Here is a 22,545-nt window from a genome sequence, read left to right as displayed (position 1 = left end):
GCAGTCGTCGCTGGACGCGCACGACGCGTGGAACTGGCGCACGCGCGTGTCGATGACGCTGGCGCAGATCGGCCTGCAGGACGTCGACGCAAGCGTCGACGCGCTGTCGGGCGGGATGCAGAAGCGCGTCGCGCTGGCGCGCGCGCTGGTGCTGCAGCCCGACGTGCTGCTGCTCGACGAACCGACTAACCACCTCGACTTCGACGGCATTCGCTGGCTGGAAGAGCTGCTCGTCGCGCAGCGCGCGGGCCTGCTGTTCATCACCCACGATCGCGCGTTCCTCGACCGCGTCGCGACGCGCATCGTCGAGCTCGATCGCGGTCGGCTGCTGTCGTATCCGGGCAATTTCTCCGCGTACCAGACGCGCAAGGCGCAGCAGCTCGAAGTCGAGCGGGTGGAGAATGAAAAGTTCGACAAGCTGCTCGCGCAGGAAGAAGTGTGGATCCGCAAGGGCGTCGAAGCGCGCCGCACGCGCAGCGTCGGCCGCATCGCGCGACTCGTGCAGATGCGCAACGAGCGCGCGGAGCGCCGCAATGCGCAGGGCAACGTGAAGCTCGATGTCGCACAGGGCGAGAAGTCCGGCAAGATCGTCGCGGAGCTGACCGACGTGACGAAGCGCTACGGCGGCCGCACGGTGGTCGACCGCTTCTCGACGACGGTCATGCGCGGCGACAAGATCGGCTTCGTCGGCCCGAACGGCGCCGGGAAGACGACGTTACTGAAGCTGATCCTCGGCGACCTCAAGCCCGACGAAGGCACGGTGCGCACCGGCACGAACCTGCAGGTCGCGTATTTCGACCAGATGCGCGCGCAGCTCGACCAGGAGAAGAGCCTCGCGGATACGATCAGCCCGGGGAGCGAATGGGTCGAGATCGGCGGCGTGCGCAAGCACGTGATGAGCTACCTCGGCGATTTCCTGTTCGCGCCGGAGCGCGCGCGTTCGCCGGTGAAGTCGCTGTCGGGTGGCGAGCGCAACCGGCTGCTGCTCGCGCGCCTGTTCGCGCGCCCGGCCAACGTGCTGGTGCTCGACGAACCGACCAACGACCTCGACATTCCGACGCTCGAACTGCTCGAAGAGCTGCTGGCCGACTACGACGGCACGGTGCTCTTGGTCAGCCACGATCGCGCGTTCCTCGACAACGTCGTGACGTCGGTGATCGCGGCGGAGGGCGACGGCAAGTGGCGCGAATATGTCGGCGGCTTCACCGACTGGCAGATCCAGAGCGAGCGCTCGGAGCAGCTCGCGCAGCAGGAAGCGGCGAAGCGCGCGGTCAAGGAAGCGGCGCCCGCGAAGGACGAGCCGGCGAAGAGCGCGGCCGGCCGCAACGCGCAGCGCACGGTGAAGCTGTCGTTCAACGAGCAGCGCGAGCTCGATTCGCTGCCTGAGAAGATCGCCGCGCTCGAAGCGGAGCAGAAGACGATCAACGCACAGCTCGAGGACGGCGCGATTTTCGCGAAGGACCCGCAGGAAGGCACGCGCCTGACCGAGCGGTTCGCGGCGATCGACGACGAATTGCTCGCCGCGCTCGAACGGTGGGAAACGCTCGAGGCGAAGCGCAAGCCGGTGTGACGCGCGCGGTGCGCGCCGATCCCGCGATTGGCGCGCCACGCGGAACCAGTAAAATACCGCGCGTCCAGGGCCGCGCCGCACACGCCGCGCGCCCGCTTTCGGAGCAGTCCAAGCACACCGTTGTTTCGATTCGCTTTTTTACGGAACTCAACGTTTTGTCCACGACGTTATCCACACGAGGTGTGGACAACGTCCCGATGAATGACGAAATTCAGCGCCTATGTCAACGAAGAAACCCAGCGCGGCCTATAGCGAAGCATCGATCAAGGTGCTCAAGGGTCTCGAGCCGGTCAAGCAGCGTCCCGGCATGTACACCCGTACCGAGAATCCGCTGCACATCATCCAGGAAGTCATCGACAACGCGTCCGACGAGGCGCTCGGCGGCTACGGCAAGCAGATCACCGTCACGCTGCACGCCGACCAGTCGGTCTCGGTCGAAGACGACGGCCGCGGCATCCCGTTCGGCATGCACCCCGAAGAAGGCGTGCCGGTCGTCGAGATCGTGTTCACGCGCCTGCATGCGGGCGGCAAGTTCGACAAGGCCGCCGGTGGCGCCTATACGTTCTCGGGCGGCCTGCACGGGGTCGGCGTGTCGGTCACGAACGCACTCGCGACGCGTCTCGACGTGACGGTGTGGCGCGATGGCAAGATCGCCGAACTCGGCTTCGCCGACGGCGACGTCGTGAAGCCGCTGTCCACGCAAGGCGCGGGCCGCGGCGAGAAGAAATCCGGCACGCGCGTGCAGGTGTGGCCGAATCCGAAGTACTTCGATTCGCCGAACCTGCCGCTCGGCGAGCTGCAGCGCCTGCTGCGCTCGAAGGCCGTGCTGCTGCCGGGCGTCGAGGTCGTGCTCGTCAACGAGAAGACCGGCGAGCGCCAGACGTGGAAGTATGAAGACGGCCTGCGCGGCTACCTGCTCGACGAAATGAACGGCAGCGAACTGCTGATCCCGCTGTTCGAAGGCGAGCGTTTCGCCGATTCACGTTCGACCGACGAAACCTTTGCAGAGGGCGAGGGCGCGTCGTGGGTCGTCGCATGGAGCGAGGAAGGCTCGCTCGTGCGCGAGTCGTACGTGAACCTGATCCCGACGCCGGCCGGCGGCACCCACGAGTCGGGCCTGCGCGACGGCCTCTACCAGGCCGTGAAGAGCTTCGTCGAGTTGCACAACCTGCAGCCAAAGGGCGTGAAGCTGCTCGCGGAAGACGTGTTCGCGCGCGTGTCGTTCGTGCTGTCCGCGAAGGTGCTCGATCCGCAGTTCCAGGGGCAGATCAAGGAGCGGCTGAACAGCCGCGACGCGGTGAAGCTCGTATCGTCGTTCTCGCGTCCGGCGCTCGAGTTGTGGCTGAACCAGCACGTCGAGCACGGCAAGAAGCTCGCCGAACTCGTGATCAAGCAGGCGCAGGCGCGCACGCGCGCCGGCCAGAAGGTCGAGAAGCGCAAGAGCTCGGGCGTCGCGGTGCTGCCCGGCAAGCTGACCGATTGCGAGACGGAAGATATCGCGCGCAACGAACTGTTCCTGGTCGAGGGCGACTCGGCGGGCGGCTCCGCGAAGATGGGCCGCGACAAGGAATACCAGGCGATCCTGCCGCTGCGCGGCAAGGTGCTGAATACGTGGGAAACCGAGCGCGACCGCCTGTTCGCGAACAACGAGGTGCACGACATCTCGGTCGCGATCGGCGTCGATCCGCACAGCCCCGACGACACCGTCGACCTGTCGAACCTGCGCTACGGCAAGATCTGCATCCTGTCGGACGCGGACGTCGACGGCTCGCACATCCAGGTGCTGCTGCTCACGCTGTTCTTCAAGCATTTCCCGCAACTGATCGAGCGCGGCCACGTGTACGTCGCGCGTCCGCCGCTGTTCCGCGTCGACGCGCCCGCGCGCGGCAAGAAGCCCGCGCAGAAGCTCTATGCGCTTGACGACGGCGAGCTCGAGGCGATCCTCGACAAGCTGCGCAAGGACGGCGTGCGCGACACGCAGTGGAGCATCAGCCGCTTCAAGGGCCTCGGTGAAATGAGCGCCGAGCAGCTGTGGGACACGACGATGAATCCCGACACGCGCCGCCTGATGCCGGTGAAGCTCGGCGAGCTCGACTACGAGGCGACCGTCGCGCGGATGACGATGCTGATGGGCAAGGGCGAGGCAGCCGCGCGGCGCGGCTGGCTCGAGGAAAAGGGCAACGACGTCGAAGCGGACATTTAAGCGGAGCGTTCCGCGCGGCCGGGCATGACGCCCGGCCCGGCCTCACGCCACTTACGAATACGGAATTCAGATGGACGACAATACTTCCGATCTCTTTGCCAGCCCCGACGCGCCCGAGAGCGACGCGCTGACGCTCGGCAACTACGCGGAGCAGGCGTATCTCAGCTACGCGGTCAGCGTCGTGAAGAGCCGCGCGCTGCCCGACGTGTGCGACGGCCAGAAGCCGGTGCAGCGCCGGATCCTGTTCGCGATGAACGAAATGGGCCTCGGGCCCGACGCGAAGCCGGTGAAGTCGGCACGCGTGGTCGGCGACGTGCTCGGTAAATACCACCCGCACGGCGACCAGTCGGCATACGACGCGCTCGTGCGGCTCGCGCAGGATTTCTCGCTGCGCTACCCGCTGATCGACGGGCAGGGCAACTTCGGCTCGCGCGACGGCGACGGCGCGGCGGCGATGCGTTACACGGAAGCGCGCCTCACGCCGATCGCGAAGCTGCTGCTCGACGAGATCGACCAGGGCACGGTCGACTTCATGCCGAACTACGACGGCTCGTTCGAGGAGCCGAAGACGCTGCCGAGCCGCATGCCGTTCGTGCTGCTGAACGGCGCGTCGGGCATCGCGGTCGGCCTCGCCACCGAAATCCCGTCGCACAACCTGCGCGAAGTCGCGGCGGCGGCGGTCGCATTGATCCGCAATCCGAAGCTCACGCACGCGGAGCTGATGAACCTGATTCCCGGCCCGGATTTCCCCGGCGGCGGCCAGATCATCTCGAGCGACACCGAAATCGCGGCGGCGTACGAAACGGGCCGCGGCAGCCTGAAGGTGCGCGCGAAGTGGAAGATCGAGGATCTCGCGCGCGGCCAGTGGCAGCTCGTCGTCACCGAGCTGCCGCCGAGCACGTCGGGCCAGAAGGTGCTCGAGGAAATCGAGGAACTGACCAACCCGAAGCTCAAGCTCGGCAAGAAGACGCTGACGCCCGAGCAGCTCAACACGAAGAAGGCGATGCTCGACCTGCTCGACGCGGTGCGCGACGAGTCGGGCAAGGAAGCCGCGGTGCGGCTCGTGTTCGAGCCGAAGTCGCGCACGATCGACCAGACGGAATTCGTGAACACGCTGCTCGCGTACACGAGCCTCGAATCGAACGCGACGCTGAACCTCGTGATGATCGGCGCAGACGGTCGGCCGGGCCAGAAGGGCCTGCTGACGATCCTCGACGAATGGGTGAAGTTCCGCCAACTGACGATGACGCGCCGGTGCCGCCATCGTCTCGCGAAGGTCGACGACCGCATCCACATCCTCGAAGGGCGGATGATCGTCTTCCTGAACATCGACGAGGTGATCCGCATCATCCGCGAGTCGGACGAGCCGAAGGCCGCGCTGATGAGCGCGTTCGGCCTCAGCGAGCGGCAGGCCGAGGACATCCTCGAAATCCGCCTGCGCCAGCTCGCGCGGCTCGAGAAGATCAAGATCGAGAAGGAACTCGACGCGCTGCGCGACGAGAAGGCAAAGCTCGAGGAACTGCTCGCGAACGAAAGCGCGATGAAGCGGTTGATGATCAAGGAGATCGAGGCCGATGCGAAGCAGTACGGCGACGATCGCCGCACGCTGATCCAGCAGGAAAAGCGCGCGACGTTCGAGGCGAAGGTGGTCGACGAGCCGGTGACGGTGGTCGTGTCGCAGAAGGGCTGGGTGCGTGCGCTGAAGGGCCACGGGCTCGATCCGGCCGGCTTCACGTTCAAGGCGGGCGACCACCTGTACGCGGCGTTCCAGTGCCGCACGCCGGATCGCCTGATCGCGTGGGGCAGCAGCGGCCGCGTGTATTCGGTCGACGTGTCGGTGCTGCCGGGCGGGCGCGGCGACGGCGTGCCGGTCACGTCGCTGATCGAACTCGAATCGGGTTCGCACCTGATGCACTACTACGCGGCGCCGGCCGATCAGCAACTGCTGCTCGCGTCGAGCAACGGCTTCGGCTTCCTCGCGAAGGTCGGCGACATGGTGAGCCGCCTGAAGGCCGGCAAGTCGTTCATGACGATCGATGCGGGTGCGGTGCCGCTCGCGCCGATGCCGGTGCTGCCGAACGCGACGCAGGTCGCGTGCCTGTCGAGCGGCGGGCGCTTGCTGGTGTTCGGGATGGACGAGATGAAGACGCTGTCCGGCGGCGGGCGCGGCGTGATCCTGATGGCGCTCGACGACAAGGAAACGCTCGTGCAGGCGCTGGCGATCGATCCGGCCGGCGTCGTGCTGATCGGCACCGGCCGCGGCGGCAAGCCGCAGGACGACACGCTGTCGTATGCCGGGCTCGCGCCGCATATCGGCAAGCGCGCCCGCAAGGGCCGTGCGCCGGACACGAAGCTCAAGGTCGTCAACGAACTGCGTCCGCTGCTCGGCTGACGCCGCGCGCTGCGCGGCCGCCCGGATCGTCCGGTTCGGCCGCGATCGACGGCCGAACGTCCGCTTCGGCGGCGTGCGGCTTTTTCTTGCCGGCGAGGATTCGGGTAAGCAAGCGTGGCGCTGTCACGCGGAATTTGCAAAATAGTGTGAAATCGCGCTGAGGGTCTGAACCGCCGCGCGGCTGGCGAGTCGAACGTCGCTTGATGCCGCGTGCGACGCGGCCGTTCGCTGCACCCCATTCATCACAGGATCGCCCCATGTCCCACGCCGTTGCCGTCGCGCTGTTTCTTCACCTGCTGGCCGTCGCCGTGTGGGTGGGCGGGATGGTCTTCGCGCACTTCTGCCTGCGCCCCGCGCTGTCCGACCTGTCGCCGCAGTTGCGGCTGCCGCTGATCGAAGGCGTGTTCGGCCGCTTCTTCAACTGGGTTTCAGGGGCCGTGATCGTGATCCTGCTGTCCGGCGGGTTCCTGTTGACGAGCTTCGGCGGCGCGCACGCGACGTGGTCGCTGCACGCGATGGCCGGGCTCGGCGTCGTGATGATGCTGATCTTCGGGCACATCCGCTTCGCGCTGTTTCCGCGCATTCGCCGTGCGGTGCAGGCGCAGAACTGGCCGGATGGCGCGCGCGCGGTGAACGCGGTGCGCCTGCTCGTCGTCGTGAACCTCGTGCTCGGCGTCGTCACGATCGGCGCGGCCGTGCTGTCGCGCGGTTTCTGACCGGCTGGCGCCAGCCCTCAGCCCTCCGTCCCCGGCAGGCTCGACGGCACACGCGCCGCTACGCGGCCAGCATCGCATCGAGCAGCCATGACCCGGCCGGCCCGAGCGGCCGGTTGCGCGACCAGACAGCATCCACCCGCACGCGGCGCGGCCAGCCGCGCGCATGCAGCTCGCACAGGCGGTCGCGCGCGAAGTGCTCGACCATCCAGCGCGGCAGTTCAGCCCAGCCGAACCCCAGCACCGCCATCTCCAGCAGCATCAGGTAGCTCGGCGCGAGCCAGTGCTGCGTGCCGACGACGATCCGGTCGTCGGTGCCGCGACCTTCCGTTTTCACGTAGGTATTGAGGCGCAGTTCGCGCACGTCGCGCAGCGCCGCGTGCGGCACCTCGGCGTCGCCATATGCGGCGAGCGCGTGCGTGCGGCCGACGAACAGCCCGATCTCCGATTTCTCCGCTACGGTCGCCGCGCCGATATCGGCGGGATAGGCCGCGCGCGCGGCCATCAGCCCGAGTTGCGCGCGGCCTTGCTGGATCAGGTCGAGGACGTCGTCGTGCTCGGCGATCTGGCATTCGAGCTCGAGCGCCGGAAAACGCCGTTCGAGCGCCATCAACGTCTCTTCGTAGCGCTTCGACTGGTACGTATCCGAGACGACGAGCGTGAGCCGCGCTTCCTCTCCGTGCGCGAGCCGGGCGGCCGTGCGGTCGATCGCCGCGCTGGCCTCGAGCGCGCGCTGCACGTGCGGCAGCAGCGCGCGGCCGGCGTCGGTGAGCGTCGGCGCGCGCGTCGAGCGATCGAACAGTTGCACGCCGAGGTCGATTTCGAGATTCGCGATCGCTTCCGACACCGTCGACTGGCGCTTGCCGAGCTTGCGTGCGGCGGCCGTAAACGAGCCGAGCAGCGCCGCTTCGGCGAATGCGAGCAGGGCTTCCGGGGCGTGGTGCATGCAGGGCTCCTGGCAGCGTTATATCGGTAAAACCGATGATATCAAACTGGATTCATACGGTTGTGCCGATCAAAATGGCCGACATGGATCAGGTAACGCATTGGAGCGAATCATGAAACAGATCAATAAAACGGTGACGGAACGGCTGCTGCACGCGCTGACGTTCGAACTGGTGGCGATCGCGCTGTGCGCGCCGATCGGCGCATGGCTGCTCGACATGCCGGTATCGCACGTCGGCGTGCTGACGGTGATGGTGTCGCTGATCGCGATGGCGTGGAACATGACGTTCAACACGCTGTTCGACCGCTTCGAGCGCCGGGCCGGGTTGTCGCGCACGCTCGGCATGCGGGTCGCGCACGCGGTGACGTTCGAGCTTGGCCTCGTCGCGATGGTGGTGCCGGTTGCCGCGTGGTGGCTGAACGTGAGCCTCGTCGAGGCGCTGTTGCTCGACCTCGGTATCGTGCTGTTCTTCCTGCCTTACACGTTCTGCTTCAACCTCGCGTACGACGCGCTGCGCGCCCGCTGGATGGCACGCCGGGTTACGGTGCAGGCAGGTTGAGCGGGTGAGGCGGACCAGACCGGACAGGGCGACGGCCGGCGCCCGTCAGCGCGCGGCCCACAGCCACACGCTGCACACCACGGCGACCGCGCCGTACACGGCATAGACGGGCACCTTGAAGCGCGTGAAGCACAGCGTGGCGAACGCGCCCGTCAGCCAGTAAACCGGGTCGGCCGGTTCGCGATGCAGGATTTTCACGACGGCGACCACGAGAAAGCCGGTCGTCGCCGCGCGCAGCAGGCGCATCCCGTGCTCGAAGCGCGAATGGCGCTTGAGCCGGAGCAGATGGTTCTGCGCAAACACGACGAGGCATCCCGACGGAATGAACAGCGCGGCCGTGGCGAGCAGCGCGCCGACCCATCCGTCGGTCAGATAGCCGAGAAACGGCACGACGTTCAGCAACGGCCCCGGCGCGACCGGCGACAGCGCGAACGCCAGCGTGAAGTCGTGATCGGAGATGCCGGTCGCCGGCGAGACGAACAGCGTCTTGAGCACCGGCAGCGCGGAGAAGCCGCCGCCGAACAGCGTCATGCCGGCGCCCGCGAGGCGCGGCCATAGCAATTCCGCCTGGTAATCGCCGGGCAGCGGCACCGCGAACAGCACGACGAGCACGCCGAGCAGCACGAGCAGGGTGCGGTCGCGCTTCGACAGCGTGAAATCGACCGCGTCGCGCTGCGGCGGCCCCGTCAGCCAGCCCGCTGCAAACGCGGCGAACAGAATCCCGACGAAAGCGGCCGGACTATGCGCGAAAGCGAGCAGAATCGTCGATAGTGCGGCGATCGCCTGTTCGAGCCGCGTGCGCGCGAGCGAGCGCACCTGCTTGACCCACGTGACGCCGATCAGCGCGGCGAGCACCATGCCGAAGTGATTGATCAGCATCGGCGCGGCAAGCGAGCGCACGAGCGGCGTCTGATAGAAGATCGCGAACAGCGTCATCAGGATCGAGAACGGCAGCACGCTCGCGATGCCGGCGACCCAGGCGCCGGCACGGCCATGCAGCGTCTGGCCGACCTGCACGGCGACGTTGCAGCCGACGGGGCCCGGGACGAGCCATGCGAGCGCGACGAGATCGCCGAAGACGTGCGGCTCGATGCGCCGCAGCCGCTCCACGTAATGGCGTTCGAGTTGCGCCATCATCGAAAGTCCGCCCCACGAAACGGCCGAAATGCCGGCGACGACCTTGAACAAGGCCCATAGGGATGCCGGTGCCTCTTCGACACGCGCGGTCGCTTCGACTTCGACGGTTGTCATGATTGGTGTGGTTGGCGCAGGGCCAGATCTCTCGCGTATGGCCGTGCCGGCGGCCCGCCGACACGTCGGCCCTCCCGATTGTCCGCTGCGCATCATGACACTGCCATGCGCGAAAACGCTAGTTAATGAATTGAACGATCGGATCGGAAAACGAAATAATTGCGGCGTCGCACAACGCGCGCGCCTGCAGCAGGGCGGCGCTCAGGCGCCCGTGCTGCCGGTCGCGCGATGCGCGACGACATTCGGATGCTCGCCGCGCACGCCGAAGCGGGCGATCAGCGCGGGAATCGCATCGGCCGGCACCGGGCGCGAGAACAGGAAGCCCTGCGCCTCGATTTCGCCGAGCGCGGACAGCCACGTGATCTGCTCCTCGGTCTCGGTGCCCTCGACGACGACCGTCAGCCCGAGCGAGCGCGCGAGATGCACGATCGACGACACCATCACGCACACGCTGCGGTCGTTCGGAATCGCCTGCACGAACGAGCGGTCGACCTTCAGCGTATCGACGGAGAAGCGGTGCAGGTACGACAGCGATGAATAGCCGGTGCCGAAATCGTCGAGCGCGATCCGGATGCCGAGCTTTTTCAGCGCGACGATCTTCTCGGACACGAGTTCCGGATATTCCATCATCGCGGTCTCGGTGATCTCGATCTCGAGCCGGTTCGCGGGGATGCCGGTGTCCTGCAGCGCCTGCGAGATCGTCTCGATCAGGTCGCCGCGCCAGAACTGCACGGGCGAGATGTTGACCGCGAGCGTCAGCGTGTCGTGGCCTTCGTCGCGCCAGCGCGCGATCTGCTCGCACGCGGTGCGGATCACGAAGTCGCCGATCGGCACGATCAGGCCGGTCGATTCGGCGATCGAAATGAATTCGTTCGCGGAGATGACGCCGTGCTCGGGGTGATCCCAGCGTGCGAGCGCCTCGAAGCCGGTGATGGTGCGATGCGTGAGGTCGATCTTCGGCTGGTACGCGAGGAACAACTGCCCCTCGGCGAGCGCGACGCGCAATTGCTGTTCCCAGCGCATCAGATGGTCGGCCCGGTGCGACAGGTGCGGCGCATAGAACTGGTAGCAGTTCTTGCCGGCGTCCTTCGCGCTGTACATCGCGAGGTCGGCCTTTTTCAGCAGGTCGATCTCGCTTTCGTTCGCGACGGTGTGCAGCGCGATGCCGATGCTCGCATGCAGCACGAACGAACTGCCGCGCACGTCGAACGGCTCGCCGAACATCCGGATGATCGCTTCCGCGAGCCGCACCGCGCGCCGCTCGACGTCGTCGCCCTTCATCACGACGACGAACTCGTCGCCGCCGATGCGCGCGAGCGAACCTTCGTCGCCGACCGCATCGGCCAGGCGCGACGCGGTCATCTGCAGCACGATGTCGCCGGCGTTGTGGCCGAGCGTGTCGTTGACGGTCTTGAAGTTGTCGAGATCGATGAACAGCAGGCCGAGCCGCGACAGGCTCGCGGGCATCGACACGTCGTTGCGCAGCCCGCGCAGCGTCGCATAGCGGTTCGCGAGGCCGGTGAGCAGGTCGTATTCGGCGAGCTGCGTCATTTCGCGCTCGCGGCCGAGCAGCTTGCCGATCAGGCCCGTCGCGACGCCGAAAAACGCGAGCATCGCGAGCGTGATGAAGCTCGTCATCAGCAGGTAGACGTTGCGCGTGTGGGTGTAGTCCGCGAACTCTTCCGTCTGCGACAGGCCGACCATCACCGCGAGCGGGTAGCCGTCGAGGTGGCGGTACGACACGATGCGCGTCACGCCGTCGATCGGATCGATGATCGTGCCCGTCACGCGCTCGGCGATCGGGTAGACGCCCGACGCCGAAAACGCGCCCGGCGCGTTGCTCACCGAGCCTGTGCGCCGCGCGAGCACTGCGCCCGTATCGGACACGACCGCGATCACGCCTTCCTTGCCGATGGCCGCGTTGTTGTAGAAATCGTTCGTGAAGTAGCTCGGGTCTTCCGACACCACGACGATGCCCGCGAAGCTGCCGTCCGGGTTGTTCAGGCGCCGCGTCATCTGCAGCGTCCAGTGGCTCGACACGCGGCCGAGCACGGGCTTGCTGATGAAGAGGCGGTCGTCGTTGTGCGCGAGGTGGACCTTGAAGTGCTCGCGGTCGGACAGGTTGATCGGCTGCGGATGGAGTTCGGCGGTGTTCGCGAACAGGATGCCCTTCGCGTTGACGAGCGATACCTGGATCAGCGTGTCGCTCGGCACGACGCCTTTCTCGACGGCGCTCGCGAGATTGAAGCGCGCCGGCGATTTCTCGAATTCGAACTTGACGAAGCGGGTGATCTGGTCGACTTGGTGGATCGCCTTGACCGTATGCTGCTCGAGCGCGGACGACAGGATCGCCGCGGAGGCCGCCGCTTCCTTGTACGCACTGTCCTTTTCGACGGACAGACGCGCGATGATCACGGCCCACAGCAGCGCGAGCGCCAGCATCCCGAGCAGCGGGATGGCGAACAGCGCACGCCGGCGCGACTTGCGCGGCGCGCGCAGCGGCCGGTTCGGCGGCGTGTGGTTGGACCGGGCAGAGCTCATCGAAGAGGGCGGCGTCCTGCTCGCGTGCGCCATCCGTCTGGATGGCCGGCTATGGTTCGGATTGTCCCGACGTCTGTTCGTTCGCGGGACGCGCAACCATGGACAGACCTCCGAAACAACGGATTAGGCCCGATATTACTGGCTGGAACGTTTTTGCGATAGTTGGGCAAAGCGTAGGGCGCCGGACGAGCCGGCGCCATCCACATCGCGAAATGTCAGTCGGGTGACCGGAACGTGCCGTCGACGACCGTGACGACGTGGCCGCCGATCCAGGTCGTGCCGTCGTCGTCGTAGCTGACGAAGATGCGGCCGTCGCGGCCGATCGCCGTGCCCTGGCGGGCTGTATACGATTGGCCGGGGCGGCGTTCCTGGCGCGTCAGCAGCCCCGCGAGCGCGGCGTTCGCGCTGCCGGTGACGGGGTCCTCGCCGGGCGTGCCGAACTGGCCGCCGGTCATCAGGCAGCGGATCTCGAACGTCGCGGGGCCGCCTTCGGCGTGCGGCGCGTAGGCGGCGAGGCCGTCCACGCCGTAGCGGTGGGTCAGCGCCGCCAGCGCGGCAGGATCGGGCGACAGGCCGATGCACGCATCGGCCGACTTCAGCCGCACGACCAGCCACGGTGCGCCGTTGTCCACCGCGCACGGCTCGGCGTCCAGGTCGAGCGCGTCGCTGCGCAGCGCGGCGGCCAGTACCGCGTAGTCCGAACGGTCGAGCGGCGTGACGCGTGCCGGCGGCGCGGCGAACGCCCAGCGGCCGCCCTGCTCGCGCAGCGCAACCCGGCCGACCCCGCACTGCTGGATCAGCCGGCCCGGCGTGCGCGGCCGCGCGCCGCTTTCCAGGAACGCATGCGCGGTGCCGAGCGTCGGGTGGCCGGCGAACGGCAGTTCGCCGCCGGTCGTGAAGATCCGCACGCGATAGTCGGCTTCCGGATCGGTCGGCGTGCAGAGGAACGTCGTTTCCGACAGGTTCGTCCAGCGGGCGATCTCGAGCATGGCGTCGTCGCCGAGCGAATCGGCGTCGAACACCACGGCAAGCGGATTGCCCTTGAACGGCACCGACGTGAACACGTCGACCTGCTTGAAGCGAACGAGACGACCGTGCATCGCGCTGCGCCCGTTACGCGACTTCGGCGATCAGTTCGATCTCGACGCACGCGCCGAGCGGGATCTGCGCGACGCCGAATGCCGAGCGCGCATGCTTGCCCGCGTCGCCGAACACTTCGGCGATCAGCTCCGACGCGCCGTTCGTCACGACGTGCTGTTCGGTGAAGTCGAGCGTCGAGTTGACGAGGCTCATCAGCTTGACGATGCGCGTGACCTTGTTCAGGTCGCCGGTGTGCGCGTGCAGCGTCGCGAGCAGGTCGATCGCGATCGAGCGGGCGGCGGCCTTGCCGTCTTCCGTTTGCAGATCCGCGCCGAGCTTGCCGGCCCAGACCTTGCCGTCCTTCTTCGCGATGTGGCCCGACAGGTAGACCGTGTTGCCGCTTTGCGCGCTCATCACGTAGGCGGCAGCCGGGGCGCCGGCGGTCGGGAGCTCGATGCCGAGCGACTTCAGTTTGTCGTAGACGTTAGCCATGTGTTCGATTCCTCGTAGAGAGTCGTGACAGGAAAAAGGGGATCAGAGGCGCTCGCGCAGCAGCTTGCCGAGGCGCGCGACGCCTTCCTCGATCTTCTCGGGCGGCACCGTCACGAACGACAGGCGCAGCGTGTTCTGCTGCGCGTTTTCCGCGAAGAACGGCGCGCCCGGCACGAAGGCGACGTGGTTGTCGACGGCCGCGGCGAGCAGCTTCATGCTGTCGATCTGCGCGGGCAGGTTCACCCAGATGAACATCCCGCCTTCCGGGCGGTTCCACGTGACGCCTGCCGGCATGTGGCGCGTGAGCGCGCCGAGCATCGCGTCGCACTGCGCGCTGTACAGCTCGCGGATCGTCGGGATGTGCTCGTCGAGGAAGCCGTCCTTGATCACTTCGTGCGCGATGCGCTGCGTGAGCGTCGGCGTGTGCAGGTCGGTGGCCTGCTTGGCCTGCACGAGCTTGAAGTGGAGTTCCTCGGGCGCGATGATGTAGCCGATCCGCAGGCCCGGCGCGAGCACCTTCGAGAACGTGCCGAGATGCACGACGTGGTCGGGCGCCATCGACAGCATCGTCGGCAGCGGCTCGCCCTGGTAGTTCAGCGCGCCGTACGGATCGTCCTCCAGCACCGGGAACGGGCTCGTCTGCGCGAACGCGGCGAGCGCACGGCGGCGCTCGACGGGCAGGCGGCGGCCGGTCGGGTTCTGGAAGTTCGGCTGCGCGTACAGCAGCCGCGCGCCTTGCGTGAGTTCGGGCGTGAGGCCTTCCGGCAGCAGGCCCTGCTCGTCGGTCGGCACCTGCACGTAGCGCGGCTCGTACAGCGAGAACGATTGCAGCGCGCCGAGGTAGGTCGGGGTTTCGACGAGGATCGGGCTGTTCGGGTCGATCAGCGCCTTGCCGAGCAGGTCGAGCGCCTGCTGCGAGCCGGTCGTGATCAGCACCTGCGACACGCGCACGCTGTAGCGCTCGGCGATCCACTCGCGCAGCGGCAGGTAGCCTTCGGTCGCGCTGTACTGGAGTGCGGCGGCCGGCGCATCGCGCAGCACGCGGTCGGCGGCGGCGCGCATGCGTTCGGCCGGGAACGTCGCGGGGGCGGGCAGGCCGCCGGCGAACGAGATGACCTCGGGGCGTTCCGTGACCTTCAGGATCTCGCGGATCGCCGAGCTCGTCAGCTTGCGGGCGCGTTCGGAAAGCTGCCAGTGCGGCGGATGCAGGTCGCTCGGATTCATAGTCTCCTCGTTCGGATATCGTGGTCAGTCAAGAAAGGTCGATCAGGCGGATCGCTTCGACGCCGCCGGGTGGGCGAGCGCGAGCACGATGGCGCCTTCGCGGCTGGGTGGGCACGGCCAGTCAGGCGAAACCGATCAGGCAAAACGTCCATTATGGCGCACCTCATCAGCCGGCGCGAGCGGCGCGCGGCGCCGTGGCGACCGCCGAGCGGCGCCCGAGCACCACGGTCGCGATCACGGCGGCGGCGAACAGCCACGTCGACGGCGTGACCGTTTCGCCGAACAGCAGCGCGGAAAAGGCGATCGTGAAGAAAATCTGCAGCAGTTGCACCTGGCCGACGCGCGCGGTGCCGCCCATCGCGAGCCCCGCATACCATGCAAAAAAGCCGATGAATTGCGAAAAGAGGGTCACGTAGCCGAACGCGAGCCAGGTGCGTGGCGCGAGCGGCCCCGGATGCGCGGCGTGCTGCATCCATGCGAGCCAGCCGACCGGCAGCACGAGGAACGGCGCCGACACGACGAGCGCCCAGCAGATCACCTGCCAGCCGCCGATCTGGCGCGCGAGGCGCGCGCCTTCCGCATAGCCCAACGCGCCGATGCCGACCGCGACGAGCATCAGCGCGTCGCCGGCCTGCACGGTGCCTCCGCCGTCACGCAGCGCGAACGCGATCACGAGCGCGCTGCCGGCCACCGCACTGGCCCAGAACGCCTTCGACGGCCGTTCGTGCGACAGCCATGCCGCATACAGCGCGACGAACAGCGGTTGCAGTCCGTTGACCACCGCGCCGTGCGAGGCCGGCACCGATTTCATCGCCCACGCCGAGAACACCGGGTACGCGATGATCACGCCGGCCGACGTGATCGCGAGGCTTTTCAGTTGCGCGCGGGTCGGCAGCCGCTCGCGGCGCCACCACAGCAGCAGGCCGGCCGGCACGGCGGCGGCGAGCGCGCGGCCGAGCCCGTTGAGCAGCGGGTTGAGTTCGGATACGACGATCCGCGTCATCGGCAGCGTCAGGCTGAAGATCATCACGCCGATGAGGCCGAGCAGCATGCCCCGGGTTTCGCGCGAATTCATGTCGTGGGTGTCTCCGTATTGGCGAGGTGCGTATGGTGTGACGAGCAGGGCGGCCGCGCGTGCGGCGTCAGCGCAACGTGCGTGGGCCTTGCGGCGTATCGAATTCGGCGACCAGCGCCGGCGGACCGTCGGTGGCTTCGACGTCGAGCAGGTGGGCGGCGCCGAGCCAGTCGAGTTGCGCGCGGATCGTATCCGCGTGCGGATGGGCGCCCTTGAGCGCTTTCAGCGCGATGCCGTCGGCCGGCAGCGATTCGGCCGGATGGCGCGGGCTGTCCCACTGGATCAGCGACGGCACGAGGCCGTCGCCTGCGTCCTGCCACGCGGGGAAGCTGCCGTCGTCGGGCACCGTGAGGCCCCAGCTCAGATCGCCGCGCCGCATCGCGACGACGGGCGCGATGCGGGCCGGATACTGGCGCTGCCACAGCGCAAGCTGGCGCGGGCGGTCGACGCGCGCGACCCAGTGTGCGAGAAACGGGCCCTGCTGCGCGAGCCGCGCCTGGATCGCCGGATCGTCGAGCCCGAACAGCCGCGCACGAGGCGGTTTTGCACCGTCTTCCGGCGCGGGCGCGTCGGGGTCGATCGCGATCACTTCGAGATAGAGCCCGCTCCACGCGCCGAACAGCGCATTGTGGGTCCGCATCAGCGGATGGCGGCCGCCGCCGGCCGGTTCGATGCCGAGTGCGTCGGCGACATGGCGCACGCCTTCGTCGAGGGTGCGCGCGGCAATCACGAGATGGTCGAGTGTCAGGGAGCGGGCTGGCATGAGGGTCGGTCGGGAAGCGAAAGTGTCAGGGTAGGCGGACGGCGTGCCGGGCGGGGGGCGCACCGGCCGGCGCACCGCTCGCGAGGCGCCTCGGCGTGCGCTGCGCCACGTGCGGCGGGCCGGAACGGCGGCCGCACGATCGCCATTCCGGTCAACTGTAATCGTCGCTACCGGCACAGTAACGGTACAATCGGCGCGATAGCCTTCGGTACAGTTGGAGAGCCTGCCGCCCATGTCCACCGTCCCCCTCGCCCAGATTCCCGCGCCGCACGACACGGCCACGCTCACGCTCGTCGACCAGCTGGTCCAGTGGGCGCGGCGGCGCATCGACGAACGCGTGTTCCGTCCCGGCATGCGCATGCCGTCGATCCGCAAGCTCGCGCTCGACAAGAGCGTGTCGCGCTTCACCGTCGTCGAGGCCTACGAGCGTCTTGTCGCGCAGGGCTACCTCGACTCGCGGCGCGGCTCCGGCTTCTACGTGCGCGAGCGCACCGGCGCCGGCCCGCAGCCGGCCGATGGCGTCGCGCGCGTGGCCGAGGCCGCGCCCGTGCACAACACGATCGACGTCGTCTGGCTGCTGCGCAACATGCTGCACACGGTCAGCCCGGAGAAGGGCCCGGGCCTCGGCTACCTGCCGGGCCGCTGGCTCGACGGCGAGCTGATCACCGGCGCGCTGCGCGCGCTCGGGCGCCAGTCGGGCGCGCAGATGCTCGGCTTCGGCACCGCGCAGGGTTTCCTGCCGCTGCGCCAGCAACTGCAGACGCGCCTCGCCGAAGTCGAGATCGGCGCGAAGCCCGAACAGATCGTGCTGGTGTCGGGCATCACGCAGGCGATCGACCTGATCTCGCGGATCTACATGCGCCCGGGCGATGCGGTGATCGTCGGCGATCCGGCGTGGTTCCAGATGTTCGGCCGTTTCGCGGCGCAGGGCGCGCAGCTCGTCGGGATGCCGTATACGCCCGACGGCCCCGACCTCGACGCGCTCGAAACCCTGGTGCAGATGTGGCGGCCGAAGATGCTCGTGATCAACTCGGTGCTGCAGAACCCGACCGGCACGTCGCTGTCGGCCGCGCAGGCGTTCCGGATCCTGAAGCTCGCGGAGGCCTACGACTTCCTCGTCGTCGAGGACGACGTGTACGGCGACCTGTGCCCGCCCAGCTATCCGGCCACGCGCCTCGCGAGCCTCGACCAGTTGAAGCGCGTGATCTATCTCGGCAGCTATTCGAAGACGCTCGCGGCGAACCTGCGGGTGGGCTACGTGGCTTGCGCGCCGGAGATCGCGAAGGCGGTCACCGACCAGAAGATGCTGGTCGGGATGACCACGCCCGAGCTCAACGAGCGCGTGCTGTACAAGATCCTGACCGAAGGGCATTACCGGCGCCACGTCGAGCGGCTGCGCGCGCGGCTCGACGGCGTGCGCGACAAGACCGCGCGGATGCTCGAGCGCACGGGGCTCGGCCTCTTCACGATGCCGGCGGCCGGGATGTTCCTGTGGGCCGACACGGGCGTCGATTCGGACGCGCTCGCGGCGGTCGCGCACGAAGCCGGCTTCCTGCTGACGCCCGGCAGCCTGTTCTCGCCGCAGCAGTCGCCGTCCACGTGGATGCGCTTCAACGTCGCGAACTGCGGCGATCCGGCGCTGCCGGGGCTGCTGGCGGGCTATATCGACTCGGCGGTGCGGCGCGCGTCGTGACGCGGCGCGGCAGGCCGGCTCTTGAAATGGCGCGTGCCGTCCCCAGATACGCGCGCAAACCGCCGGCGCCAGGCGGTCGTCCCAGAGGGGGCCGTCCCGAACGGGCCGCCCCAACCCGGTTGTCCCAACCGGGCGTCCTTCACGGGTCCGCCGGCATCGCGCGCCGGGCGCCGGCGTCACCCCTTTTCAGTTCAAGTAAGAGGAAACAGCATCCATGGCACACGAAACGATGAGCTTTCAGGCAGAGGTCAAGCAACTCCTCCACCTGATGATCCATTCGCTCTACAGCAACAAGGAAATCTTCCTGCGCGAACTGGTGTCGAATGCGTCCGACGCGGCCGACAAGCTGCGTTTCGAAGGGCTCGCGGACAACGCGCTGTACGAGAACGATCCGAACCTGCGTATCCGTATCGGCTACGACAAGGCCGCGCGCACGATCACCATCGACGACAACGGCATCGGCATGAGCCGCGACGAGGCGATCGCGAACCTCGGCACGATCGCGCGTTCGGGCACCAAGGAATTCTTCACGAAGCTGTCGGGCGACCAGCAGAAGGACGCGGCGCTGATCGGCCAGTTCGGCGTGGGCTTCTACTCGGGCTTCATCGTTGCCGACAAGATCACCGTCGAAACGCGTCGCGCGGGCCTGCCGGCGAACGAAGCCGTGCGCTGGGAAAGCGCGGGCGAGGGCGATTTCACGATCGACGCGATCGAGCGCGCGCAACGCGGCACGACGATCACGCTGCACCTGCGCGAAGGCGAGGACGACCTGCTGTCGTCGCACCGCCTGAAGTCGATCATCCAGAAGTACTCCGACCACATCGCGCTGCCGATCCTGATGCGCAAGGAAGAGTGGGATCAGGAAAAGGGCGAGATGGTCCTGAAGGACGAGGACGAAACCGTCAACCAGGCGAGCGCGCTGTGGACGCGTTCGAAGAGCGACGTCACCGACGAGCAGTACACGCAGTTCTACCAGCACATCGCGCACGATCACCAGGACCCGCTCACGTGGACGCACAACCGCGTCGAGGGCCGCAGCGAATACACGCAGCTGCTGTTCGTGCCCGCGCACGCGCCGTTCGACCTGTGGAACCGCGACTATCGCGGCGGCCTGAAGCTGTACGTGAAGCGCGTGTTCATCATGGACGACGCCGAGCAGCTGCTGCCGCAATACCTGCGCTTCGTGAAGGGTGTGGTCGATTCGGCCGACCTGCCGCTGAACGTGTCGCGTGAAATCCTGCAGGAAAGCCGCGACGTGAAGGCGATCCGCGAAGGCGTGACCAAGCGCGCGCTGTCGATGCTCGAGGAACTCGCGAACGCGGAAGACGATGCCGGCAAGGAGAAGTACAAGACGTTCTGGGGCGCGTTCGGCCAGGTGCTGAAGGAGGGCCTCGGCGAGGATCACGCGAACCGTGAGCGCATCGCGAAGCTGCTGCGCTTCGCGTCGACGCATGGCGACACCGACGCGCAGGACGTGTCGCTCGCCGACTACGTGTCGCGCATGAAGCCCGAGCAGAGCAAGATCTACTACGTGACCGCCGATACGTGGCAGGCCGCGAAGAACAGCCCGCATCTGGAAGTGTTCCGCAAGAAGGGTGTCGAGGTGCTGCTGCTGACCGACCGCGTCGACGAATGGATGCTGTCGTTCCTGCATGAATTCGACGGCAAGCCGCTCGCGAGCGTGGCCCGCGGCGACCTCGATCTCGGCGAGCTGAACGACGAGGAGAAGAAGGCGCAGGAGCAGGCCGGCGAGGCGATCAAGCCGGTCGTCGAGAAGATGAAGGAAGCGCTCGGCGACAAGGTGAAGGAAGTGCGCGTCACGTTCCGCCTGACCGATTCGCCGTCGTGCCTCGTCGCGGACGACAACGACATGAGCGGCTACCTGCAGCGGATGCTGAAGGCAGCCGGCCAGAACGCGCCGGCGATGCAGCCGATCCTCGAGATCAATCCCGAGCACGCGCTCGTGAAGCAGCTGAACGCCGACAGCGCCGATTTCGGCGACTGGTGCCATCTGCTGTTCGATCAGGCGCTGCTGGCCGAAGGCGGCATGCTCGACGATCCGGCGAGCTTCGTGAAGCGGACCAACGCGCTGCTGCTGTCGCGCGCCGCGTGAACGCGCGCATGCGATTCGACGGCGCGCAGGCCGGCTGGCGCGAGACGCCGCGGCCTGGCTGCACGCTCGACCAGCGCGACTGGCTGACGCGCGGCGGATCGCTGACCGCGCACCTCGCGCGGCTCGGCCGCGTGAACGTGCGGGTGACGCGCGAGGCCGTCGACCGCCCGTGGTTCGACGAGCCGGACGCGCTCGCCAGTTCGCCGCGCGCGCCGATGTGGGTGCGCGAGGTGATCCTGTCGGTCGACGGCATGCCGTACGTCGCCGCGCACAGCATCGCGCCGCTCGCGGCCAGCAAGGGCGTGTGGCAGGCGATGCGGCGGCTGCGCACGCGACCGCTCGCGGAGCTGCTGTACAGCGATCCGCAGGTCGAGCGCTCGGCGCTCGTGAGCCGGCGCGTGATCGCCGGCCATCCGCTGTATGCGCTCGCGAGCCATGCATTGCTGGGCGCGCGGGCGCCGCATGCGTTCGTCGCGCGGCGCTCGGTGTTCCAGCGTCACGGCAAGCCGCTGATGGTCACCGAGTGCATGCTGCCGGCGCTGTGGCGCCACCTCGATGCGCACGGCGACGGGCCGCGGTCCGTCGGGTCGCACGGAGGCGCGTGATGCTGCAAGGTTTTCCGCCGGTCGTCGCGCCGAATACGCACACGATGATCCTCGGCAGCTTTCCGGGCGAGGCGTCGCTCGACGCCGCGCAGTACTACGCGCATCCGCGCAACCAGTTCTGGCGGCTGCTCGGCGCGGTGCTCGGCGAGCCGTCGCTGCATGAGCTGCCGTACGACGCGCGGCTCGAGCGCGTGCTGTCGCACGGCATCGGCATCTGGGACGTGCTCGATGCGTGCCATCGTCAGGGCAGCCTTGATTCCGCGATCAGGAACGCGAAGCCGAACGACTTCGATTCGCTGCGCGCGCATGCGCCGTTGCTGAAGCGCGTGTGCTTCAACGGCAAGACGGCGGGGCGGTTCGCCGAGGTGATCGGCCAGGCTGGGTACGAGACGCTCGTGCTGCCTTCGTCGAGCCCGGCGAACGCGATGCTGTCGTTCGAGCAGAAACTGGTGCTTTGGCGCGGGATTCGCGCCTGAAACTCGTTGGATTCAGAGTATCCCGCGAAGCAGTATCAGGTGGACGGCAGCAGGTGGTCGAGTAGAGATACGGTTTCAATGAGTTCAGCAGTGAGCCGAACCAACTCGGCGGTCAGACTCGCTGGAAGATCTATGTTGCCCTCGTATTCGGCCGCATTGCGCCTGCGATGGCAGGTATCGAGCACGCGCCATTTTTCGGTCGGCCAGCCGATCGTGTGTTCGAGACACTGAAAGACCAGATATCGGTCGTCGCTCCGGTATCCGTGAGCCCGTAACGCAGCACGTGACGCGGCGTGAGCGGAATCGTAGGCGAGGATGAACTGGCTCTCCGTCGCCATTCCGTTACTGCTTGTGACGGTATCGAGCAAGGTTCGAGCGAGGTCGAGCAGATGTTCGAATTCGCCGCGGTTCGCCGGAAGGGGTTTGAGTTTTCCGATGCGTACGAGGTTATCCAATGCGGTCAATGTCGTCCTCGGTTCCGATAATCATCAGCTTCGGTTGGCGCAGCACTTCCGCGAGGAACGGATGACTTTTGCGTTTCCGTTCGAGAAATTCCTCGTGAGTATATTGTGTGATCTGGACCGAGCGGCCGAGCTGTCTTTCAGCCGATTCGAGTGCGGCCATGATTTGTCCATAGCTGAGCGTCTCACTGACCAACATAACATCGACGTCGCTACCGGCGTGGTCGCTGCCTTGGGCAACCGAACCGTATACAAAGGCGAGCTGTATCTCTGAGGTCAGCGGTGACAGTGCTTCGCGGAGCACCTCGACGACCCCGAAGGTTTTGAGGACGATGAGACGCAGCTCGCTGAAAATGGGACTGCCGGCAAACGCTCGCACCTGTTTGAG

General features: G+C 67.4%; 19 protein-coding genes. 9 read left to right on the top strand and 10 right to left on the bottom strand.

Annotated elements, in window-relative coordinates:
* The 4 genes from JMF90_RS00975 to JMF90_RS00960 form a co-directional block, all read left to right on the top strand.
* Positions 1-1,570 (top strand): ATP-binding cassette domain-containing protein (locus JMF90_RS00975; protein WP_201324930.1); only part of this gene is annotated, 1,570 nt, incomplete at its 5' end.
* A 220-nt stretch (positions 1,571-1,790) separates the two neighbouring features.
* Entirely contained in the window at positions 1,791-3,773 is a 1,983-nt protein-coding gene (parE, locus tag JMF90_RS00970) for a DNA topoisomerase IV subunit B (protein WP_006478167.1), read from the top strand.
* 70 nt (positions 3,774-3,843) lie between these two features.
* A complete protein-coding gene (gene parC / locus JMF90_RS00965; RefSeq protein ID WP_011545891.1) occupies positions 3,844-6,165 on the top strand; it encodes a DNA topoisomerase IV subunit A in 2,322 nt (773 codons plus the stop codon).
* Between the two features lie 257 nt (positions 6,166-6,422).
* Positions 6,423-6,881 carry a CopD family protein gene (locus JMF90_RS00960; RefSeq protein WP_006487629.1) on the top strand — a complete coding sequence of 153 codons (459 nt, stop codon included), beginning with the start codon at positions 6,423-6,425 and terminating at the stop codon, positions 6,879-6,881.
* A 58-nt stretch (positions 6,882-6,939) separates the two neighbouring features.
* Here JMF90_RS00960 and JMF90_RS00955 read toward each other — a convergent pair whose 3' ends face one another.
* Complete coding sequence (locus tag JMF90_RS00955; RefSeq protein ID WP_011545890.1) at positions 6,940-7,824, bottom strand: LysR family transcriptional regulator; 885 nt, start codon at positions 7,822-7,824, stop codon at positions 6,940-6,942.
* A 112-nt stretch (positions 7,825-7,936) separates the two neighbouring features.
* Here JMF90_RS00955 and JMF90_RS00950 point away from each other — a divergent pair, with 112 nt between their 5' ends.
* Positions 7,937-8,383 carry a multidrug/biocide efflux PACE transporter gene (locus JMF90_RS00950; RefSeq protein ID WP_011694345.1) on the top strand — a complete coding sequence of 149 codons (447 nt, stop codon included), beginning with the start codon at positions 7,937-7,939 and terminating at the stop codon, positions 8,381-8,383.
* A gap of 45 nt (positions 8,384-8,428) precedes the next feature.
* Here the strand turns inward: JMF90_RS00950 and JMF90_RS00945 are convergent, their stop codons facing one another.
* The 7 genes from JMF90_RS00945 to JMF90_RS00915 all read right to left on the bottom strand — a co-directional run bounded on the left by JMF90_RS00945 (position 8,429) and on the right by JMF90_RS00915 (position 16,809).
* Positions 8,429-9,634, bottom strand: coding sequence for a chromate transporter (locus JMF90_RS00945; RefSeq protein ID WP_011694344.1), 1,206 nt, complete (start codon positions 9,632-9,634; stop codon positions 8,429-8,431).
* 201 nt (positions 9,635-9,835) lie between these two features.
* The gene (locus tag JMF90_RS00940) at positions 9,836-12,175 is read right to left on the bottom strand and encodes an EAL domain-containing protein (protein WP_027813796.1); all 2,340 of its coding nucleotides are present in this window, start codon (positions 12,173-12,175) and stop codon (positions 9,836-9,838) included.
* Between the two features lie 215 nt (positions 12,176-12,390).
* Positions 12,391-13,275 carry a PhzF family phenazine biosynthesis protein gene (locus JMF90_RS00935; protein WP_011545886.1) on the bottom strand — a complete coding sequence of 295 codons (885 nt, stop codon included), beginning with the start codon at positions 13,273-13,275 and terminating at the stop codon, positions 12,391-12,393.
* Positions 13,276-13,288: 13 nt separating this feature from the next.
* Complete coding sequence (locus JMF90_RS00930; RefSeq protein WP_006478174.1) at positions 13,289-13,747, bottom strand: RidA family protein; 459 nt, start codon at positions 13,745-13,747, stop codon at positions 13,289-13,291.
* Between the two features lie 42 nt (positions 13,748-13,789).
* Positions 13,790-14,971, bottom strand: a complete 1,182-nt coding sequence (locus tag JMF90_RS00925) for a PLP-dependent aminotransferase family protein (RefSeq protein WP_006478175.1) — start codon at positions 14,969-14,971, stop codon at positions 13,790-13,792.
* 166 nt (positions 14,972-15,137) lie between these two features.
* Entirely contained in the window at positions 15,138-16,046 is a 909-nt protein-coding gene (locus JMF90_RS00920; protein WP_006478176.1) for a DMT family transporter, read from the bottom strand.
* A gap of 67 nt (positions 16,047-16,113) precedes the next feature.
* Positions 16,114-16,809 carry a VOC family protein gene (locus JMF90_RS00915; RefSeq protein ID WP_011694343.1) on the bottom strand — a complete coding sequence of 232 codons (696 nt, stop codon included), beginning with the start codon at positions 16,807-16,809 and terminating at the stop codon, positions 16,114-16,116.
* Positions 16,810-17,041: 232 nt separating this feature from the next.
* Here JMF90_RS00915 and JMF90_RS00910 point away from each other — a divergent pair, with 232 nt between their 5' ends.
* From JMF90_RS00910 to JMF90_RS00895, 4 genes are all read left to right on the top strand, one after another.
* Entirely contained in the window at positions 17,042-18,502 is a 1,461-nt protein-coding gene (locus JMF90_RS00910) for a PLP-dependent aminotransferase family protein (protein WP_011545884.1), read from the top strand.
* A 214-nt stretch (positions 18,503-18,716) separates the two neighbouring features.
* On the top strand, positions 18,717-20,615 hold the full coding sequence (gene htpG, locus JMF90_RS00905; protein WP_011545883.1) for a molecular chaperone HtpG: 1,899 nt from the start codon (positions 18,717-18,719) through the stop codon (positions 20,613-20,615).
* An 8-nt stretch (positions 20,616-20,623) separates the two neighbouring features.
* Complete coding sequence (locus tag JMF90_RS00900; protein WP_011545882.1) at positions 20,624-21,220, top strand: chorismate lyase; 597 nt, start codon at positions 20,624-20,626, stop codon at positions 21,218-21,220.
* Positions 21,220-21,696 (top strand): DNA-deoxyinosine glycosylase, encoded by a 477-nt coding sequence (locus tag JMF90_RS00895; protein ID WP_011545881.1) that lies wholly within the window; start codon positions 21,220-21,222, stop codon positions 21,694-21,696. Before JMF90_RS00900 ends, JMF90_RS00895 begins: the two co-directional genes overlap by 1 nt.
* Before the next feature lie 35 nt (positions 21,697-21,731).
* Here the strand turns inward: JMF90_RS00895 and JMF90_RS00890 are convergent, their stop codons facing one another.
* Both JMF90_RS00890 and JMF90_RS00885 read right to left on the bottom strand, forming a co-directional pair.
* Positions 21,732-22,160, bottom strand: coding sequence for a hypothetical protein (locus tag JMF90_RS00890; RefSeq protein ID WP_011545880.1), 429 nt, complete (start codon positions 22,158-22,160; stop codon positions 21,732-21,734).
* Positions 22,144-22,545: nucleotidyltransferase domain-containing protein (locus tag JMF90_RS00885; protein WP_201324929.1), on the bottom strand; the 402-nt coding region annotated here is incomplete at its 5' end. The genes JMF90_RS00885 and JMF90_RS00890, both read right to left, overlap by 17 nt.

It is taken from the genome of Burkholderia sp. E168m23, from assembly GCF_016586125.1.
Taxonomy (GTDB): Bacteria; Pseudomonadota; Gammaproteobacteria; order Burkholderiales; family Burkholderiaceae; genus Burkholderia; species Burkholderia orbicola.
The sequence above is the reverse complement of the archived record's forward strand: the minus strand, read 5'-3'. Positions and strand labels throughout refer to the sequence as shown.

Excerpts from the sequence above, each read along its gene's own strand:
- parE (WP_006478167.1), top strand. The coding sequence starts at position 1,791 with ATGTCAACGAAGAAACCCAGCGCGGCCTATAGCGAAGCATCGATCAAG.
- parC (WP_011545891.1), top strand. The coding sequence starts at position 3,844 with ATGGACGACAATACTTCCGATCTCTTTGCCAGCCCCGACGCGCCCGAG.
- JMF90_RS00960 (WP_006487629.1), top strand. The coding sequence starts at position 6,423 with ATGTCCCACGCCGTTGCCGTCGCGCTGTTTCTTCACCTGCTGGCCGTC.
- JMF90_RS00955 (WP_011545890.1), bottom strand. The coding sequence starts at position 7,824 with ATGCACCACGCCCCGGAAGCCCTGCTCGCATTCGCCGAAGCGGCGCTG.
- JMF90_RS00950 (WP_011694345.1), top strand. The coding sequence starts at position 7,937 with ATGAAACAGATCAATAAAACGGTGACGGAACGGCTGCTGCACGCGCTG.
- JMF90_RS00945 (WP_011694344.1), bottom strand. The coding sequence starts at position 9,634 with ATGACAACCGTCGAAGTCGAAGCGACCGCGCGTGTCGAAGAGGCACCG.
- JMF90_RS00940 (WP_027813796.1), bottom strand. The coding sequence starts at position 12,175 with ATGAGCTCTGCCCGGTCCAACCACACGCCGCCGAACCGGCCGCTGCGC.
- JMF90_RS00935 (WP_011545886.1), bottom strand. The coding sequence starts at position 13,275 with ATGCACGGTCGTCTCGTTCGCTTCAAGCAGGTCGACGTGTTCACGTCG.
- JMF90_RS00930 (WP_006478174.1), bottom strand. The coding sequence starts at position 13,747 with ATGGCTAACGTCTACGACAAACTGAAGTCGCTCGGCATCGAGCTCCCG.
- JMF90_RS00925 (WP_006478175.1), bottom strand. The coding sequence starts at position 14,971 with ATGAATCCGAGCGACCTGCATCCGCCGCACTGGCAGCTTTCCGAACGC.
- JMF90_RS00920 (WP_006478176.1), bottom strand. The coding sequence starts at position 16,046 with ATGAATTCGCGCGAAACCCGGGGCATGCTGCTCGGCCTCATCGGCGTG.
- JMF90_RS00915 (WP_011694343.1), bottom strand. The coding sequence starts at position 16,809 with ATGCCAGCCCGCTCCCTGACACTCGACCATCTCGTGATTGCCGCGCGC.
- JMF90_RS00910 (WP_011545884.1), top strand. The coding sequence starts at position 17,042 with ATGTCCACCGTCCCCCTCGCCCAGATTCCCGCGCCGCACGACACGGCC.
- htpG (WP_011545883.1), top strand. The coding sequence starts at position 18,717 with ATGGCACACGAAACGATGAGCTTTCAGGCAGAGGTCAAGCAACTCCTC.
- JMF90_RS00900 (WP_011545882.1), top strand. The coding sequence starts at position 20,624 with ATGCGATTCGACGGCGCGCAGGCCGGCTGGCGCGAGACGCCGCGGCCT.
- JMF90_RS00895 (WP_011545881.1), top strand. The coding sequence starts at position 21,220 with ATGCTGCAAGGTTTTCCGCCGGTCGTCGCGCCGAATACGCACACGATG.